This is a genomic window from Streptomyces sp. A012304 (assembly GCF_026008495.1).
GTDB lineage: Bacteria > Actinomycetota > Actinomycetes > Streptomycetales > Streptomycetaceae > Streptomyces.
In genome coordinates, this window is record NZ_BQUN01000134.1 from 55,264 (window position 1) to 72,231 (window position 16,968).

The 16,968-nt window shown below is 72.5% G+C and carries 13 protein-coding genes; 9 read left to right on the forward strand and 4 right to left on the reverse strand.

Annotated features, from left to right (window positions below):
- Positions 1-4: 4 nt before the first annotated feature.
- Positions 5-1,060: an energy-coupling factor ABC transporter permease gene (locus ALMP_RS33385; RefSeq protein WP_264935256.1), complete on the reverse strand. Its 1,056-nt coding sequence runs from the start codon at positions 1,058-1,060 to the stop codon at positions 5-7.
- 179 nt (positions 1,061-1,239) lie between these two features.
- Between ALMP_RS33385 and ALMP_RS33390 the strand changes: the two genes are divergently transcribed.
- Positions 1,240-1,596, forward strand: a complete 357-nt coding sequence (locus tag ALMP_RS33390; protein ID WP_264935257.1) for an SsgA family sporulation/cell division regulator — start codon at positions 1,240-1,242, stop codon at positions 1,594-1,596.
- A gap of 61 nt (positions 1,597-1,657) precedes the next feature.
- Here ALMP_RS33390 and ALMP_RS33395 read toward each other — a convergent pair whose 3' ends face one another.
- From ALMP_RS33395 to ALMP_RS33405, 3 genes are all read right to left on the reverse strand, one after another.
- Complete coding sequence (locus tag ALMP_RS33395) at positions 1,658-3,328, reverse strand: penicillin-binding transpeptidase domain-containing protein (protein ID WP_264935259.1); 1,671 nt, start codon at positions 3,326-3,328, stop codon at positions 1,658-1,660.
- A 188-nt stretch (positions 3,329-3,516) separates the two neighbouring features.
- Positions 3,517-5,157, reverse strand: coding sequence for a penicillin-binding transpeptidase domain-containing protein (locus tag ALMP_RS33400; protein WP_264935262.1), 1,641 nt, complete (start codon positions 5,155-5,157; stop codon positions 3,517-3,519).
- Between the two features lie 168 nt (positions 5,158-5,325).
- Positions 5,326-7,077: a dolichyl-phosphate-mannose--protein mannosyltransferase gene (locus ALMP_RS33405; RefSeq protein ID WP_264935264.1), complete on the reverse strand. Its 1,752-nt coding sequence runs from the start codon at positions 7,075-7,077 to the stop codon at positions 5,326-5,328.
- Between the two features lie 63 nt (positions 7,078-7,140).
- On the opposite strand from ALMP_RS33405, the gene rsmI reads away from it, so the two are divergent.
- The 8 genes from rsmI (at position 7,141) to ALMP_RS33445 (ending at position 16,952) form a co-directional block, all read left to right on the forward strand.
- Positions 7,141-7,998: a 16S rRNA (cytidine(1402)-2'-O)-methyltransferase gene (rsmI, locus tag ALMP_RS33410; protein ID WP_264935266.1), complete on the forward strand. Its 858-nt coding sequence runs from the start codon at positions 7,141-7,143 to the stop codon at positions 7,996-7,998.
- 218 nt (positions 7,999-8,216) lie between these two features.
- The gene (locus ALMP_RS33415) at positions 8,217-8,618 is read left to right on the forward strand and encodes a hypothetical protein (RefSeq protein WP_264935268.1); all 402 of its coding nucleotides are present in this window, start codon (positions 8,217-8,219) and stop codon (positions 8,616-8,618) included.
- Positions 8,619-8,691: 73 nt separating this feature from the next.
- Positions 8,692-9,582: a TatD family hydrolase gene (locus ALMP_RS33420; protein ID WP_264935270.1), complete on the forward strand. Its 891-nt coding sequence runs from the start codon at positions 8,692-8,694 to the stop codon at positions 9,580-9,582.
- Positions 9,583-9,792: 210 nt separating this feature from the next.
- Positions 9,793-11,106: a ubiquitin-like domain-containing protein gene (locus ALMP_RS33425; protein ID WP_375803566.1), complete on the forward strand. Its 1,314-nt coding sequence runs from the start codon at positions 9,793-9,795 to the stop codon at positions 11,104-11,106.
- Between the two features lie 134 nt (positions 11,107-11,240).
- Entirely contained in the window at positions 11,241-12,113 is an 873-nt protein-coding gene (gene rsmA / locus ALMP_RS33430; protein ID WP_264935272.1) for a 16S rRNA (adenine(1518)-N(6)/adenine(1519)-N(6))-dimethyltransferase RsmA, read from the forward strand.
- Positions 12,110-13,006 carry a 4-(cytidine 5'-diphospho)-2-C-methyl-D-erythritol kinase gene (locus tag ALMP_RS33435; protein ID WP_264935273.1) on the forward strand — a complete coding sequence of 299 codons (897 nt, stop codon included), beginning with the start codon at positions 12,110-12,112 and terminating at the stop codon, positions 13,004-13,006. The genes rsmA and ALMP_RS33435 overlap by 4 nt, the downstream gene beginning before the upstream one ends.
- Before the next feature lie 66 nt (positions 13,007-13,072).
- Positions 13,073-14,878, forward strand: coding sequence for an ABC-F family ATP-binding cassette domain-containing protein (locus ALMP_RS33440; protein ID WP_264935274.1), 1,806 nt, complete (start codon positions 13,073-13,075; stop codon positions 14,876-14,878).
- 310 nt (positions 14,879-15,188) lie between these two features.
- Complete coding sequence (locus ALMP_RS33445) at positions 15,189-16,952, forward strand: PQQ-like beta-propeller repeat protein (RefSeq protein WP_264935276.1); 1,764 nt, start codon at positions 15,189-15,191, stop codon at positions 16,950-16,952.
- The last annotated feature ends 16 nt before the right edge of the window (positions 16,953-16,968 follow it).

Sequence of the window (16,968 nt, forward strand, 5' to 3'; positions counted from 1 at the left end):
CGCGTCAGACGTTCTCTACGGCGGACGGCGACGCCTCGGCCGAGCGGCGCCGGCGCACCGCCCAGAACACCCCGGTGCCCGCGACGACGGTCACGCCGACGCCGATGACGCCCGCCAGCCCCCCGGACAGGCGGGCGTTCTCGACGTCCTTGACGCCGTAGTCGGCGAGCGGGGAGTCGGCGGCGGCGTGCTCCTCGACCTTCTCGTCGATGCCCTTGTCGGCGGCGACCTTCTCCAGGCCGTCGGGGTTCGCGGAGGCGTAGAAGCTGACGAACCCGGCGAGGACGAGGGAGGTGACCAGGCCGGACACCCACAGCGTGCGCCGCGAGGCGCGGGCGGGCGCGGGCGCTGCCTCGGGCTCGGCGTCCGGCACGTCGACCAGCTCGCCGTTCACCCGCAGCCGGAGCCTCTGCCGCAGCCCGCGCGCCCCGTACACGAGGTCGGGGCGTACGGCGATGACGGCGCCGACGGTCAGCGCGGTGATCGCGGCCTCGCCGATGCCGATCAGGATGTGCACGCCGACCATCGCGCCGGCGACCTTGCCGATCGCGACGTCGGTGGTGCCGCCGATCCAGTACAGCAGCGTGAAGGCGAGGGCGGCGGCCGGCACCGACAGCAGCGCGGCGACGAAGGAGGCGGCGGTCACGGAACGGCGGCCGCGCGGCAGCACCTTCACCAGCGCGCGGAAGACGGCGTACGCGACGACCGTCGTCACGCCGCCCATGACGGTGATGTTCACGCCGAGCGCGGTCAGGCCGCCGTCGGCGAAGAGGATGCCCTGCATCAGCAGGACCACGGACACGCACAGGACCCCTGTGTAGGGGCCCACGAGGATCGCGGCGAGCGCGCCGCCGAGCAGATGGCCGCTGGTTCCCGCCGCGACGGGGAAGTTCAGCATCTGCACGGCGAAGATGAACGCGGCCACCAGCCCGGCCAGCGGCGCGGTGCGCTCGTCGAGCTCCCGGCGCGCGCCGCGCAGGCTCACGGCGACGGCGCCGGCGGCGACCAGGCCGGCCGCGGCGGAGGTGGGGGCGTCTATGAATCCGTCAGGTACGTGCACCGTTAGATGATTGGCCAAATGCGAACGGGTTGCAAGAGCGAGTCTGTCGTGTATGACCGGTGTATCGCACATGTGAGATACCTCGGTCCCGGGAAGCGGCTTCCGGAAAATGTGCGACATTGGGAGGGGGGTGGACGCACAGCTTCCACAAAGGTCACCCAGCGTGAAGGGGCCGGTCGATGTCTGTAGTCGAGCAGTACGCGCGAGCCCACATCGTCACCGACGCGGATCTGATCGGGACGGAACAGCCGGCGGTCCCCGTCGTCCTGCGCTACGACCCCGAGGACGATCCGCGCACCGTCCGCGTCGGCCTGCCCGACCGCCATGAGTGGCCCATCGCCCGCACCCTCCTCGAACAGGGCCTGCGCGCCCCGGTCGGCAGCGGCGAGGTCCGCGTCTGGCCCTGCGGCCGCGTCCAGGCAGTCGTCGAGTTCCATTCCCCGCACGGCGTCCAGGTCGTCCAGTTCGACTCCAAGACCCTCCTGCGCTTCCTCCGCCGCACCTACATGGCGGCGGCCCAGCCGGTCACCCACTGAGCCGGATTCCGGCCAGGCCCGCCGACGCGCCTCACGGCCCGTCGACGCGCCTGAAGGTGGTTCAGCCGGCCGACTTGAGCAGGGACGCCACGATCGGCCCGGCCGTCTCGCCGCCGTGGCCGGCGGCCTGGACGACGCCCGCGGCGGCGATGTCGCCGCGGTAGGCGGTGAACCAGCCGTTGGGCTTCTCCTGGCCGTCGACCTCCGCCGAGCCGGTCTTCGCGCCGTAGTTCGGGCCCAGGCCGGACATCGCCTCGGCGGCCGTGCCGTACGCGGCGGTGTAGTTCATCAGCTCCCGCAGCTGCGCCAGCGTCGACGACGACATGGTGCGCGCGGCCGTCGCCAGCGCCCGGCCGTCGACGGAGGGCGCGACCAGGTACGGCTGGTGGAAGCGGCCCGAGGTGACGGTCGCCGAGACCGACGCCATGTTCAGCGGGTTCATCCGCACCCCGCCCTGCCCGATGAGGGACGCGGCCATCTGCGCCTTCGACTGCACCGGCACCGAGCCGTCGAAGGTCGGCACACCGATCGCCCAGTTGTTCATCGACAGGCCGAACACCTGCTGCGCCTGCTTCGTCAGGCTGTCGTCGTCCAGCTCGCCCGCCTGGCTGATGAAGGCGGTGTTGCAGGACCGCGCGAAGCTCGCCTTGAACGTGCCGCCCTTGATCTCGAACTCGTCGTCGTTCTGGAACTTCCAGCCGCCGTACGGGAAGTACTTCGGGCACGGGTGCGCCTTGTCGGCCGACGCCAGGCCCTTCTCGATCAGCAGCGACGCGGTGACGACCTTCATGGTGGAGCCGGGCGCCAGGGAGCCCTGGAAAGCGGTGTTGAAGTTCGGGTTGCTGTTGGCCACCGCGAGGATCTCGCCGGTCGAGGCGCGCATCACCACCACCGAAGCCCGCGCCCGGCTCGCCACCTGCCGCTCGGCGGCGGCCTGGAGGGACGGGCTCAGCGTCGTCTTCACGGTGCCCGGCGTGCCCTCGCTCAGCTCCAGCAGCGTCTTGTCGGAGGCCTTCTTCGCCTTGGACGCCTTGCCGCGCACCACGCGCAGCTCGACGCCCGCCGTGCCGCCCGCCTTCTTGCCGTACTTCTCGCGCAGCCCGTCCAGCACCGTGCCCAGCGACGGGTACTTCTTCGCGGTCAGCTCGCCGCCGTCGCGGTCCAGGGCCTTGACGGGCGGGTCGCCCGCCTCGCCGGTCACCAGCGTGTCGCCGTCGGCCAGGGCGGGGTGGACGACCGAGGCGTGCCAGTCGACCAGCGGCTTGCCGTCCGTCGCCCGCCGTACGACGGTCAGCGCGCTGCCGTACGCCAGCGGCTTGCTCACCTTCTCGTACGTGACCGTGCCCTTCACGGAGAAGGGGACCTTGTCGCCGGAGCGGGCGCCCGGGGTGAGCGCGACGCCGGTGACGCGCGCGTCCTTGGTGTAGCCGGTGAGCAGGGCCGTCGCCGCCGCGGGGTCGTCGGTGGCGGCCGCCGCCCGGGCGACGCTGCCCTGCTGCCAGGCGGTGAGGAACGCGCGGGCCGCGGTGGTGACCTCGGTCGCGGTCAGCGGGCCGGTCCTGACGGCCGACGCCTTCTCGGTGGCCTTCGCCGAGCCGTCCTCGGCCGCCGCCCCGCCGCCGAACAGCGCGTAGCCCGCGAGGCCGGCGCCGCCGACCACGACGGCGATCACCCCTCCGACGACCGCGGGACGCTTGCTCCGCCGCTCCGTGACGCGCCTTCTTTTGCCCACTGCCTGCGATCCTCCGCGCTCCCGGAGGGGCGGCCCTCACGCCCCAGTGCCCTCGTTGCCCTCACTGACCCCAACGACGGCCACCAGCCTAGAGTCCCGTGCCCCGCTCCGACGTCAGGTGTGACGTCAGCCACCCGGGGGAACGGCCGAGAAAGGCCGCGGAACGGCCGCGGAACGGCCGTGGGGTCTCAGCCGCCCGCCCCCAGCACGGACGCGACGATCGGGCCGGCCGCGTCGACGCCGTGTCCGCCGGACTGCACCAGCGCCGCCGCCGCGACGTCGTCGCGGTAGCCGGTGAACCAGCTGTCGGACGTGGCCTTGCCGTCGACCTCCGCGGAGCCCGTCTTCGCGCCGATCCGGCCGCTGAGGCCCGACATCACCCCGGCCGCCGTGCCGCTGGTCGCGGTGCGGTTCATCATCGACCGCAACTGCTGCACCGTGGCGGAGTCCAGCCCCCGGGCGCGGGCCGGCTCCCGCCCGTCGAGGCTGAGCGGCACGATCACCGGCTGCCGGAAGGTGCCCGTCATCGCGGTCGCCGTGATCGACGCCATGTTCAGCGGGTTCAGCTGCACCTGGCCCTGGCCGATCAGGGCGGCCGCGGTGTCCGATCCGCCGGCCGCCGGGACGGAGCCGTCGAAGGAGGGGATGCCGGTCTTCCAGTCCAGACCGATGCCGAATCGATCCTTCGCCTCGTTGGTGAGCGAGTCGACCTGGATCTCGTCAGCGAACTTGATGAAGGCGGTGTTGCAGGAGCGGGCGAAGCTCCACGAGAGCGTCGCGCTCTCGTTCGGTGTCAGGTCCTTGATGTTGTGGAAGGTCTGGCTCTCCGAGACCGCCTCCGGCGGACAGGGCGCCGGCCCGGTCGCCGTCGTGAGCCCGTTGTCGATCAGCATCGCCGCGCTGACGATCTTCATGGTGGAGCCGGGCGCCACCTCGCCCAGGAACGCCGCGTTCCAGCCGTCACCACGGTGGTTGGCGACCGCCAGCACCTCACCGCTGCTCGGCTTCACGGCCACCACCGACGACTCGCCGTACCTCTGCACGGCCTTCTCGGCCGCCGCCTGCACGCCCGCGCTGAGGGTGGTGGGCAGCCGGCCCGCCTTGCCCTCGGCGAGGGTGAGCAGCGGGGTGTCGGCGGTGTCCGGGGTGGCGTGCCGGATCGCCAGCTCGACGCCGGGCGTGCCGCCCGCCTTGTCGCCGTACTTGGCGCGCAGTTCGTCCAGGATCGGGCCGAGCGAGGGATATTTCTCCTTGGTCAGCACCTTGCCGTCGCGGTCCACGGCCTCGATGGGCGGCGCCGCCGAGTCACCGGTGACCAGCGTGTCGTCCATGGACTTCAGCTGCGGGTGGACGACCGAGGGCTGCCAGTCGACCAGCGCCTTCCCGGTGGTGATCCCCCGCACCACCGTCAGCCGGCTCCGGTAGACCAGCGGCTTGGATGTGCCCTCGTACGACACCGTCGCCTTCACCGTGTACGGCACCGTGGCGCCGGTCGCCGCACCCGGGGTGATCCTCACCCCGGTGATGTGGGCGTTCACGGCGTACGAGGTGAGCAGCGGCTCCGCCTTCGCCTCGTTGTTGGTGAGCGCGGCCGCCGCGGCCGCCTGGCCCTTCTCCCAGGCCGCGAAGAAGGCGGTGGCCGTCTCCTTCACCTCGGAGCTGCTCGGCGGCCCGCTCTTCTTCACCTCGGCCGGCCCGCTCGTCCCCGAGGAGCCGCCGCCCCCGTCCCCGTCGAGCGCGTTGACGAGGTTGTAGGCGCCGTATCCGGCCCCGCCCACCATCACCGCGAACACCGAGCCGACGATCGTCGCCTTGGCCCCTTTGCGCATGGCGCGAACCCTCCCCGTTCAGTCCCCGTGCGACCCTCCCGAACCTTTTTGAACGCGTTCAGGAAGGCCGGTCATGCTCGCACTGTATGCGGCCCCAGGGCCTCCTGTGACGGGAGTTTCCGGAAGTTGTCCGAAGGGAGACCGGCATTTGGGGTTCCAGGGGCTGAATCAGACCCAGGTATCCAGCCACATACGTGAACGCCAGGAGTCGATCGGGATGGCCTGACCGGTGTACAGCGGCCAGAAGTAGATGAAGTTCCACGCGATCAGCAGGACCAGCACACCCGCACTCGTCGCCCCCACCACCCGGCGGGTGTCGCTCGACCCCGGCCGCCCGACGATCGCCCCCACCATCATCGCCACCGCCAGACACAGGAACGGCAGGAAGACCACCGCGTAGAAGAGGAAGATCGTCCGCTCCTGGTACAGGAACCACGGCAGATACCCGGCCGCGACACCGCAGGCGATCGCGCCCGCCCGCCAGTCCCGGCGGAAGAACCAGCGCCACAGCACGAACAGGACCGCGAAGCAGGCCGCCCACCACAGCATCGGCGTACCGAGCGCCAGCACCTCCCGCGCGCACTTCTCACCCGCGTCCACCGGACAGCCGTCCTTGCCCGGCGTCGGCGACTCGTAGAAGTACGACACCGGCCGGCCCAGGACGATCCAGCTCCACGGGTTCGACTGGTACCGGTGCGGCGAGGTCAGATGGGTGTGGAACTCGAACACCTCGTGCTCGTAGTGCCACAGGCTCAGCCACCAGTCCGGGAACAGCCACGACCAGCTGCTGCTGCGCCCGTTCGCCGTCGCCCAGTCGCGGTAGTAGCCGCCCGAGCCGTCCCGGGCGGAGAGGATCCAGCCCGTCCACGACGCCAGGTACGTCACCAGCGCGACCGGCACGGTGGCGAGGAACGCCAGGCCCGTGTCCCGCTTCAGCACCGCCGCGTACGGGTGGCGGGCGCCCGCCACCCGGCGCGCGGCCACGTCCCACACCACGCTCATCAGGCAGAACGCGACCATGATGTACAGGCCGTTCCACTTCGTGCCGATGGCCAGTCCCAGCATCACCCCGGCCGCCCAGCGCCACGGCCGCCACCCCAGCCGGGTGGTCTCGGCGATGTGCGCGTCGGGCCGGTACCGGCCGTCCGCGTCCGACGGCAGCGCCGCCGCGAGCCGCGCCCGCGCCCTGTCCCGGTCGATCAGCAGACAGCCGAACGTCGCCAGCACGAAGAACATCAGCACGCCGTCGAGCAGCGCGGTGCGGCTCATCACGAAGTGCAGCCCGTCCACCGCCATCAGCGCGCCCGCCAGGCAGCCCAGGAACGTCGACCGGAACAGCCGGCGCCCGATCCGGCACAGCATGAGCACGCTCAGCGTGCCCAGCAGCGCCGTCATGAACCGCCAGCCGAACGGATCGAACCCGAAGAGCAGCTCGCCCAGCCCGATGACGTACTTGCCGACCGGCGGATGCACCACGTACGACGCGTCCGTCGGAACCGAGACGTCGCCGCCCGTGGAGAGGATCAGGTTGTTGGCGTTCTTGTCCCAGTTGACCTCGAAACCCCGGTGGACGATCGCCCACGCGTCCTTCGCGTAGTACGTCTCGTCGAATATCACCGCCTTCGGGCTGCCCAGGTTCCAGAACCGCAGCACGCCCGCCAGCAGCGTCACCAGCAGCGGCCCGCCCCAGCCGGACCAGCGGGTGATCCGGCCGGCGAGCGTGGGCGGCACGCCCAGCGCCTGCCACAGCCGCGGTCCGGGCTCGGTGTACGGCGGCACCAGCCGCTCGCGGACGTCGCCGGCCGGCTCCGCCGCGTATCCGAAACGGCGCAGTCGCTGCCGCCACAGCGGCCGCTCGTCCTGCGGCGCGTGGCCCTGCCGGTAGTCCGTGGAGTCCATGGAGGACGCGGTACTGGTCACCGCGCCATCGTAGGGAACCCTTCTGTGGGATTCCCGTGCCTCACCCCCTGCGAGACTGGAAACGTGACAGTCACACCCGGAACCCTGGTCCTTGCCGGCACCCCCATCGGCGACATCGCGGACGCACCCCCTCGGCTCGCCGAGGAGCTGGCCGGCGCCGACGTCATCGCCGCCGAGGACACCCGGCGGCTGCGGCGCCTGACCCAGGCTCTGGACGTCGCCCCCAAGGGGCGCGTGGTGTCGTACTTCGAGGGCAACGAGTCCGCCCGCACCCCCGAACTCGTCGAGGAACTGCTCGGCGGCGCCCGCGTGCTGCTGGTCACCGACGCCGGGATGCCGTCGGTGTCGGACCCCGGCTACCGGTTGGTCGCGGCGGCCGTGGAGCGCGACGTCCGGGTCACCGCCGTGCCCGGCCCGTCCGCCGTGCTGACCGCCCTCGCCCTGTCCGGGCTGCCCGTCGACCGCTTCTGCTTCGAGGGCTTCCTGCCGCGCAAGGCGGGGGAGCGACTCACCCGGCTGCGGGAGGTGGCCGGGGAGCGCCGCACCCTCGTCTACTTCGAGGCCCCGCACCGCCTCGACGACACCCTCGCCGCGATGGCCGAGGTGTTCGGCGGCGAGCGGCGGGCCGCCGTCTGCCGGGAGCTGACCAAGACCTACGAGGAGGTCCGGCGCGGCCCGCTGGCGGAGCTGGCGGCGTGGGCCGCGCAGGGCGTGCGCGGCGAGATCACCGTCGTCGTCTCCGGGGCGCCGGAGCGCGCCGCCGAGAAGCCCGACCCGGAGGAGCTGGTGCGGCGGGTACGGGCGCGCGAGGAGGCCGGCGAGCGCCGCAAGGAGGCGATCGCGGCGGTGGCGGCGGAGGCGGGGCTGCCGAAGCGTGAGGTGTTCGACGCGGTGGTGGCGGCGAAGCACGCCACCGGCTGAACCGGCCCGGCCACGTCGTCATGGACGGGCGTTCGTCATGCACGGGTAAAGGGCGAATGTAAAAAGCAAAGCTCACAGGCCCCGCGTGAACCGCTTCGGCAAGGACAGCCCAAAACGGCTCCAACACTCGACAGGTCCGCTCCGTCCGGGCCGCGGGAGGAGTCCACTGGACGCAGGACGCACCCGTCCCCCTGGTCCAGCGGACAAGAGGAGCTGGCATGAGCGAGACCACCGGGCAGACCCGCCCGCACACCACGGCCATCCCCGTCGTGCACGAGTCGTACTCCTTCGCCTGCATGCGCTGCGGGTACGGCTGGGAGCAGTCGTACGAGATCGAGCACCACACGGACGGCGACGGACACGAGTTCGTCCTCTACGTGGCCGACGGCCGGACCGTGCCGTCCCCGTTGAGCCGTCCGACGTGCCAGAACTGCGACGGGCACCTGGTGCGCATCATGCGGGCGGGACAGGTCTCCTCGGCGCTCGACGCGGCCCGCGGGCGGCCGGCGCCGCCGGCCGGACCGGTCGAGGTGCCGGTGCCCGCCCAGCGGCGCGAAGGACGGGAGCACCACTGGCACCTGTCCGACCTGCTCCACCCTTTCCAGCGCAAGGCCGGCTGACCCCGCGCCGCGGCGGTCGTGCGGGGCGGCCGGGCGGCGGTCCGGGGGTGGACCCCTTCCGTAGGATCGGGGCATGCCTTCGAACGCCTCCGACCGCACCGACAAGAACACGCCGCCGCCGCTCCCGGCCCCCCTCCAGGTGCCGGTCGCGGACTCCCACACCCACCTCGACATGCAGTCCGGCACGGTCGAGGAGGCCCTCGCGAAAGCCGCGTCGGTCGGTGTGACGACGGTCGTCCAGGTCGGCTGCGACGTGCGCGGCTCCCGGTGGGCGGCCGAGACGGCCGCGGCCCACGACGCCGTCCACGCGGCCGTCGCCCTGCACCCCAACGAGGCCCCGCGCATCGTCCACGGCGACCCCGACGGCTGGTCCCGGCAGGGCGCGCGCGAGCCCGGGGGCGCGGCGGCGCTCGACGAGGCGCTCGCCGAGATCGACCGCCTGGCCGCGCTCCCCCATGTGAAGGGCGTCGGCGAGACGGGTCTCGACCACTTCCGCACCGGCCCCGAGGGCAAGGAGGCGCAGGAGCGTTCCTTCCGCGCCCACATCGAGATCGCCAAACGGCACGGCAAGGCCCTGGTCATCCACGACCGCGACGCCCACGCCGACGTCCTGCGCGTCCTCAAGGAGGAGGGCGCCCCCGAGCGCACCGTCTTCCACTGCTACTCCGGCGACGCCGAGATGGCCGAGATCTGCGCCCGCGCCGGGTACTTCATGTCCTTCGCCGGCAACGTCACCTTCAAGAACGCCCAGAACCTGCGCGACGCGCTCGCCGTCGCCCCGCTGGAGCTGGTCCTGGTGGAGACCGACGCGCCCTTCCTGACCCCGGTGCCCTACCGCGGTCGGCCCAACGCCCCGTACCTGGTGCCGGTCACCGTGCGCGCGATGGCCGCCGTCCGGGGCGTCGACGAGGACGCGATGGCGACGGCCCTCGCCGCGAACACGGCCCGCGCCTTCGCCTACTGAACCGATCCGAACACAACTCTCAGTAGCCGCGTCGCTTTGGAGAGTGACGATCGCTCCGCTAGGTTCTGGGGGCCCGATCCGGACCCCCTGGACCCCTCCGGCCCCCTGGAGCGTGTCGGCGTGAGCAACCCCCACCACCAGACGTTCGAGACACCGTACGGCCCGAGCGAGCCCCACGACCCCCACGACCTTTACGCCCCGCAGCCCGACGTGCACGGCGCGGAGACCCGGGCGTACGGGGTGTACGCGGCGCCCGGCTCGTACGAGGACACCTACCGGCCCGCCTACGAGGTCCCGGACCCCCCCGAGCCGCGGGTGCCGCGGGAGCCGCCGGAGACGCTGGTGCTGCCCGGCGGGAGCGGCGACGCGAGCGAGGGCCGGTGGGGAGCGGGACGGCGGGCCGCGCGCCGGCGCCGGACGCGTTCCGCCGAGCGCCCGGACTCCCCGATGCGCCGCCTGCTGCCCCAGGCCCTGGTCGTGGCGTTCCTCGCCGGCGGCACCACCGCCTTCCTCGCCAAGGACAAGGCGGTCGAGCTGACCGTCGACGGCAGGCCCCGCACTCTGCACACCTTCGCCGACGACGTCACCGAACTGCTCGCGGAGGAGGACGTACGCGTCGGCGCCCACGACGTGGTGGCACCCGCCCCCGGCACCCCGCTCACCAGCGGCGACGAGATCGCCGTCCGCTACGGCCGCCCCGTCCGCCTCACCCTGGACGGGCAGCTGCGCGAGGTGTGGACGACGGCCCGCACGGTCGAGGGGGCGCTCGAACAGCTCGGGGTGCGTGCGGAGGGCGCGTACCTGTCCGCGGCGCGCTCCCAGCGCATCGGGCGCGCGGGGCTCGCGCTGAACGTGCGCACCGAACGCGCCGTGACGATCATGGCCGACGGCCGGGCCCGCACCATCCGCACCAACGCGGCGACCGTGCGGGAGGCGGTCGAGGCGGCCGGCATCACCCTGCGCGGACAGGACACCACCTCCGTCCCCCTCGGGAGCTTCCCGCGCGACGGGCAGACGGTGACCGTGCTGCGGATCACCGGCAGCCGGGAGGTGCGCGAGGAGCAGATCCCGTTCGTGGTGCGACGGGTGGCGGACCCCTCCGTGTTCAAGGGCACGGAGATCGTGGAGCGTGCCGGGCAGCCGGGGCTGCTGCGGGTCACATACGCCCTGCGCACCGTCAACGGCGTCCGGCAGAAGCCGCGGTTGATCAGGACCGAGATCGTGCGCGAGCCGCGCGCGCAGGTCGTCAAGGTCGGCACCAAGCCGCTGCCGGCGTCCGTGCGCGGCGCCGACGGCCTGAACTGGCAGGGCCTCGCGGCCTGCGAGTCCGGCGGCCGCCCCGACGCGGTCGACCCGTCCGGCACCTACGGCGGCCTCTACCAGTTCGACACCCGCACCTGGCAGAGCCTCGGCGGCACCGGCCGCCCCGAGGACGCCCCCGCGGCCGAACAGACCCTCCGCGCCAAGAAGCTCTACACCCGACGCGGCGCATCCCCCTGGCCCCACTGCGGAACCCGCCTGTAGCTCGTGGCCGCGGGCTGCGTGCCGCCTGGGGCGGCACGGGGGACCGGGGGCCGGGGGGCCGGGGGTATCCCCGCCCGGCCGCGGCGCGGGGCAACCGGACGGGACGCCCACCTGCCGCCCCGTACCCTTGTCCCGTGACCAGCCCCACCCCCGACGCCCTCCTCGGCCCCGCCGACATCCGCGAACTGGCGGCCGCCCTCGGCGTACGCCCCACCAAACAGCGCGGCCAGAACTTCGTGATCGACGCGAACACGGTCCGCCGTATCGTCCGCACCGCGGAGGTCCGCCCCGACGACGTGGTCGTCGAGGTGGGCCCGGGGCTCGGCTCACTGACCCTCGCGCTGCTGGAGGCCGCCGACCACGTCACCGCCGTCGAGATCGACGACGTGCTGGCCGCCGCCCTCCCCGCGACGATCGCGGCCCGGATGCCGGCCCGCGCCGACCACTTCGCCCTTGTCCACTCGGACGCGATGCACGTGACCGAGCTGCCGGGCCCCGCCCCCACCGCGCTGGTCGCCAACCTCCCCTACAACGTCGCCGTGCCGGTCCTCCTCCACATGCTCGACACCTTCCCGAGCATCGAGCGCACCCTCGTCATGGTCCAGGCGGAGGTCGCCGACCGGCTCGCCGCCGCACCCGGCTCGAAGGTGTACGGCGTGCCGTCGGTCAAGGCCAACTGGTACGCCGAGGTCAAGCGGGCCGGCGCGATCGGCCGCAACGTCTTCTGGCCCGCGCCCAACGTCGACAGCGGCCTGGTCTCGCTCGTCCGCCGCGCCGAGCCGATCAAGACGACCGCCTCGAAGGCCGAGGTGTTCGCCGTCGTCGACGCGGCGTTCGCCCAGCGCCGCAAGACCCTGCGGGCCGCGCTCGCCGGCTGGGCGGGCTCCGCCGCGGCGGCCGAGACGGCCCTGGTCGCGGCCGGGGTGTCCCCCCAGGCGCGCGGGGAGTCACTCACCGTCGAGGAGTTCGCGCGCATCGCCGAGCACAAGCAGAAGGAATCCGAGTGAGCGTCACCGTACGCGTCCCCGCGAAGGTCAACGTCCAGCTCGCGGTGGGCGCGGCCCGCCCCGACGGCTTCCACGACCTGGCGAACGTCTTCCTCGCGGTCTCCCTGTTCGACGAGGTCACCGTCACCCCGGCCGACGAGCTGCGCGTCACGTGCACGGGTCCGGACGCCGCCCAGGTCCCGCTCGACCGCACCAACCTGGCCGCGCGCGCCGCGCTCGCGCTCGCCGAGCGCTACGGCCGGACGCCCGACGTGCACCTGCACATCACCAAGGACATCCCCGTCGCCGGCGGCATGGCGGGCGGCAGCGCGGACGGCGCGGGCGCGCTGCTCGCCTGCGACGCGCTGTGGGGCACGGGCGCGTCCCGGGAGGAACTCCTGGAGATCTGCGCCGAGTTGGGCAGCGACGTGCCGTTCAGCCTGATCGGCGGCGCCGCCCTCGGCACCGGGCGGGGCGAGCGGCTGACCGCCGTGGAGGTCGGCGGCACCTTCCACTGGGTGTTCGCGATGGCGGGGCGGGGGCTGTCGACGCCGGCGGTGTTCCGTGAGTTCGACCGGCTCGCCGAGGGCCGGGACGTCCCCGAGCCCGTCGCCTCCCAGGACCTCCTCGCCGCCCTCGCCAAGGGCGACCCCGAGGCGCTCGCGGCGGCCGTGTCCAACGACCTCCAGCCCGCCGCCCTGTCCCTCTTCCCCGAACTCGCCGACACCCTCGCCGTGGGCCGCGCGGCCGGCGCCCTCGCCGCCCTCGTCTCCGGCTCGGGCCCCACCACCGCGTTCCTCACCCGCGACCCCGCCGCCGCGGCCGAGGTCGCTGCCGCACTGCGCGCGTCCGGCACCTGCCACACCGTACGCACCGCCTCGGCCCCGGCCCCGGGCGCGACCGTACTCCCCTGACCCCGCCGTCCGTCCCTCCGCCCGACTACCCTGGAGGGTCGATCGATCCCCCCGGGCAGGAGTGAAATGGCCGTCAATCTGGTCAATGTCGAGAACGTCAGCAAGGTGTACGGAACCCGTGCGCTCCTCGACGGCGTCTCGCTCGGCGTGTCCGAAGGGGACCGGATCGGGGTCGTCGGGCGCAACGGCGACGGCAAGACCACCCTGATCCGGATGCTCGCCAAGCTGGAGGAGGCCGACTCCGGCCGGGTCACGCACTCCGGCGGGGTGCGCATGGGCGTGCTCACCCAGCACGACTCCCTCGACCCCACCGCGACCGTCCGGCACGAGGTCATCCGGGACCTGGCCGACCACGAGTGGGCGGGCAACGCCAAGATCAGGGACGTGCTGACGGGCCTGTTCGGCGGGCTCGACCTGCCCGGCTTCCCGCAGGGCCTGGACACCGTCATCGGGCCGCTCTCCGGTGGTGAGCGCCGCCGTATCGCGCTCGCCAAGCTGCTCATCGAGGAGCAGGACCTGATCGTCCTGGACGAGCCGACCAACCACCTCGACGTCGAGGGCATCGCCTGGCTCGCCGACCACCTGCGGGCCCGCCGCTCCGCGCTGGTGTGCGTCACCCACGACCGCTGGTTCCTCGACCAGGTCTGCACCCGCATGTGGGACGTGCAGCGCGGCACCGTCCACGAGTACGAGGGCGGCTACTCCGACTACGTCTTCGCGCGCGCGGAGCGGGAGCGGATCGCGGCGACCGAGGAGGTCAAGCGGCAGAACCTGGTCCGCAAGGAGCTTGCCTGGCTGCGGCGCGGCGCCCCCGCCCGCACCTCCAAGCCGCGCTTCCGCGTCGAGGCCGCCAACGAGCTGATCAAGGACGTGCCGCCGCCCCGGGACAGCAGCGAGCTGATGAAGTTCGCCTCGTCGCGGCTCGGCAAGACCGTCTTCGACCTGGAGGACGTGAGCGTCCAGGCCGGCCCCAAGACGCTGCTGAAGCACGTCACCTGGCAGCTCGGCCCCGGCGACCGCATCGGCCTGGTCGGCGTCAACGGCGCGGGGAAGACGTCCCTGCTGCGGGCCATGGCCGAGGCCGCCCGCACCCAGGGCGAGGTCCAGCCCGCGGCCGGCCGGATCGCCGTGGGCCGGACCGTGAAACTCGCCTACCTCTCCCAGGAGGTCGCCGAACTCGACCCGACCTGGCGGGTGCTGGAGGCCGTGCAGCGGGTGCGTGAGCGCGTCGACCTCGGCAGGGGACGCGAGATGACCGCGGGTCAGCTGTGCGAGACGTTCGGCTTCAACAAGGACAAGCAGTGGACGCCGGTCGGGGACCTCTCCGGCGGTGAGCGCCGCCGCCTCCAGCTCCTGCGGCTCCTCATGGACGAGCCCAACGTCCTCTTCCTCGACGAGCCCACCAACGACCTCGACATCGAGACCCTCACCCAGCTGGAGGACGTCCTCGACGGCTGGCCCGGCTCGATGATCGTCATCTCCCACGACCGTTTCTTCGTCGAGCGCACCACCGACAAGGTGTACGCCCTCCTCGGTGACGCCACCCTGCGCATGCTGCCGCGTGGCATCGACGAGTACCTGGAACGCCGTCACCGCATGGAGGAGGCCGCCGCCGCCTCCGCCCCGGCCCCCGCCCAGAAGCCGGTGCCCGAGAAGAGCGCTGCCGACCAGCGCGCCGCCAAGAAGGAGTTGCAGAAGATCGAGCGTCAACTCGACCGTGTCTCCGAGAAGGAGACCAAGCTGCACTCCCAGATCGCCGACAACGCCACCGACTTCACGAAGGTCGCCGAACTCGACGCGGAACTGCGCGCGTTGACAGCGGAACGTGAGGAGCTGGAACTGCGCTGGCTGGAACTCGCCGAGGACGCCTGACAGATCCGTACGGCGTTCGCCGCCGCGCGGCGGCCGGCGAGCGGCGCGAACCGACAGTGCGCACACCGGCGTTCACGCTTCCACCCTGCGCGCGACGACGGCGCGTGCGCCGCGTGAAGGGGGAGTGAAGGCGCGTAACGACGGCATCACGGCCCGGTCCTCCCTTGGGAACAGGGGCGGACACGGGCCCCTGCGCTGTCGGTCGCGGGTGATAGAAAGAGCCGTCTGAGACTTTTCTTCGATACGACTCGTGGGTCCGTCACGAACCTCGGGGCGTGGCTAAAAATCAGTGACGAGGGGGAACACGCTGATGACTCAGCCGCCCGACCAGCCGCCGCAGCAGGACGGTTTCGGAGCACCGCAGATGCCCGGCCAACCGCCGCAGGCTCCGCAGCCCGGATACGGCTATCCGCAGCAACAGCCCCAGCAGCCGGGCCCGTACGCCCAGCAGCCCGGGCCCTACGGCGCTCCGCCCCAGCAGCCCCCGTACGGGCAGCCCCCACAGCCCGGCCCGTACAGCCAGCCCCAGCAGCCCGGCCCGTACGGCGCCCAGCCGAGCGGCCCCTACCCCCAGCAGCAGGGCTACGGCTACCCGCCGCCTCCGTTCCCCGGCGCGCCCGGCACCCCGCCGCCCGGCGGTTCGCGCAACCCCTTCAAGGGCAAGCCGGCCCTGGTCGTCGGGGCGGCGGTGGCGGCGCTGCTCGTCATCGGCGGCACCGTCTTCGCGGTCACGAGCGGCGACGACGAGGGCGGCAAGAAGCCGGTCGCCAAGGAGAGCGACGACGGCAAGGCGACGGCGAGCGAAAGCCCCGTCAACCCCGGTGACGGCAGCGGCGACGGCGGCGAGGAGTCCGAGGACTTCAACGCGGACCGCAAGGCCGGCGAGGCCAAGGTGCTCTGGTACAAGGAGGCGCCCGACGCGCCCGCCTCCGGCGCCGACGCCCCCGGCATGTGGATCACCTCCAAGGCGGCGGTGAAGGCCGCCTACAAGGAGGTCGTCGCGTACAACATCGCCGACGGCAAGCCGACCTGGTCCACCATCAGCCTTCCGCAGAAGGTCTGCGCGGTCACCCCGCAGAAGACGGCCGACGACAAGATCGTCATCGCGTACATGAGCGGCACCAGCGACCGCGCCAAGTGCAACCAGCTCCAGCAGATCGACCTCGCCACCGGCGCCCAGGGCTGGAAGGCCACCGTCGAGGACGGCAAGCTCTTCGACAGCGCCGCCTCCATCTCCCTGTCCCTCGCGGGCAACACCCTGATGGTGGGCCGCTCCTCGTCCGGCACCGCGTACGACGTGCGCACCGGCAAGAAGCTGTACGACACGCAGAAGTACGGCGAGGACTGCTTCCCGAGCGCCTTCGCGGGCGGCACCAAGCTGATCGCGGTGTCCTCCTGCGACGCGCTGGGCGCGAACGAGCACGACGAGGTGCAGGAGCTGGACCCGGCGACCGGCAAGGTCAAGTGGACCCAGAAGTTCGACAAGGGCTGGAGGGTCGAGCGGACGTATTCCGTGGACCCGCTGGTGGTCTACAGCACCAACGACGACAAGAAGGCCTGGAACATCTCCACCCTCAAGCCGAACGGCACGTTCCGCTCGCAGGTCGGCTTCGACGAGGAGTTCGCGCCCGAGTGCGGCTTCGCCATCCTCACCCGTGACCTCACCGGCTGCACGGGCACGGCCGCCGACGCCAACACCCTCTACCTGCCGACCGACGCCAAGAGCGGCGCCAACGAGATCGTCGCGATCGACCTGTCCACCGGCAAGGAGAAGTGGCGGGTGAAGTCCCCGACGGAGGAGGCGATGCAGCCGGTGAAGGTCGAGGGCGGCAACCTCATCGCCTACGTCGAGCCGTCGTACGACACGGCCGGCCGGGTCGTGGCCATCCCGACGGCGGGCTCCGCGCACACGCCGAAGACGGTGATGCAGCTGCCGAAGAGCACGATCGACATCGAGGACGGTTTCTACTCGCCCGACCTGGCCTGGGTCGACGGCCGCTTCTACCTCTCCTCCACCCGGCTGACGGGCAACGACGACTCGAAGGAGAAGCTGATGCTCGCCTACGGCAAGTGAGGCACCGGCTTCCCCC

Bases quoted from the DNA above. Each gene is read 5' to 3' on its own strand.
- ALMP_RS33390 (WP_264935257.1), top strand. From the start codon at position 1,240: ATGTCTGTAGTCGAGCAGTACGCGCGAGCCCACATCGTCACCGACGCG.
- ALMP_RS33400 (WP_264935262.1), bottom strand. From the start codon at position 5,157: ATGCGCAAAGGGGCCAAGGCGACGATCGTCGGCTCGGTGTTCGCGGTG.
- ALMP_RS33415 (WP_264935268.1), top strand. From the start codon at position 8,217: ATGAGCGAGACCACCGGGCAGACCCGCCCGCACACCACGGCCATCCCC.
- ALMP_RS33420 (WP_264935270.1), top strand. From the start codon at position 8,692: ATGCCTTCGAACGCCTCCGACCGCACCGACAAGAACACGCCGCCGCCG.
- ALMP_RS33440 (WP_264935274.1), top strand. From the start codon at position 13,073: ATGGCCGTCAATCTGGTCAATGTCGAGAACGTCAGCAAGGTGTACGGA.
- ALMP_RS33445 (WP_264935276.1), top strand. From the start codon at position 15,189: ATGACTCAGCCGCCCGACCAGCCGCCGCAGCAGGACGGTTTCGGAGCA.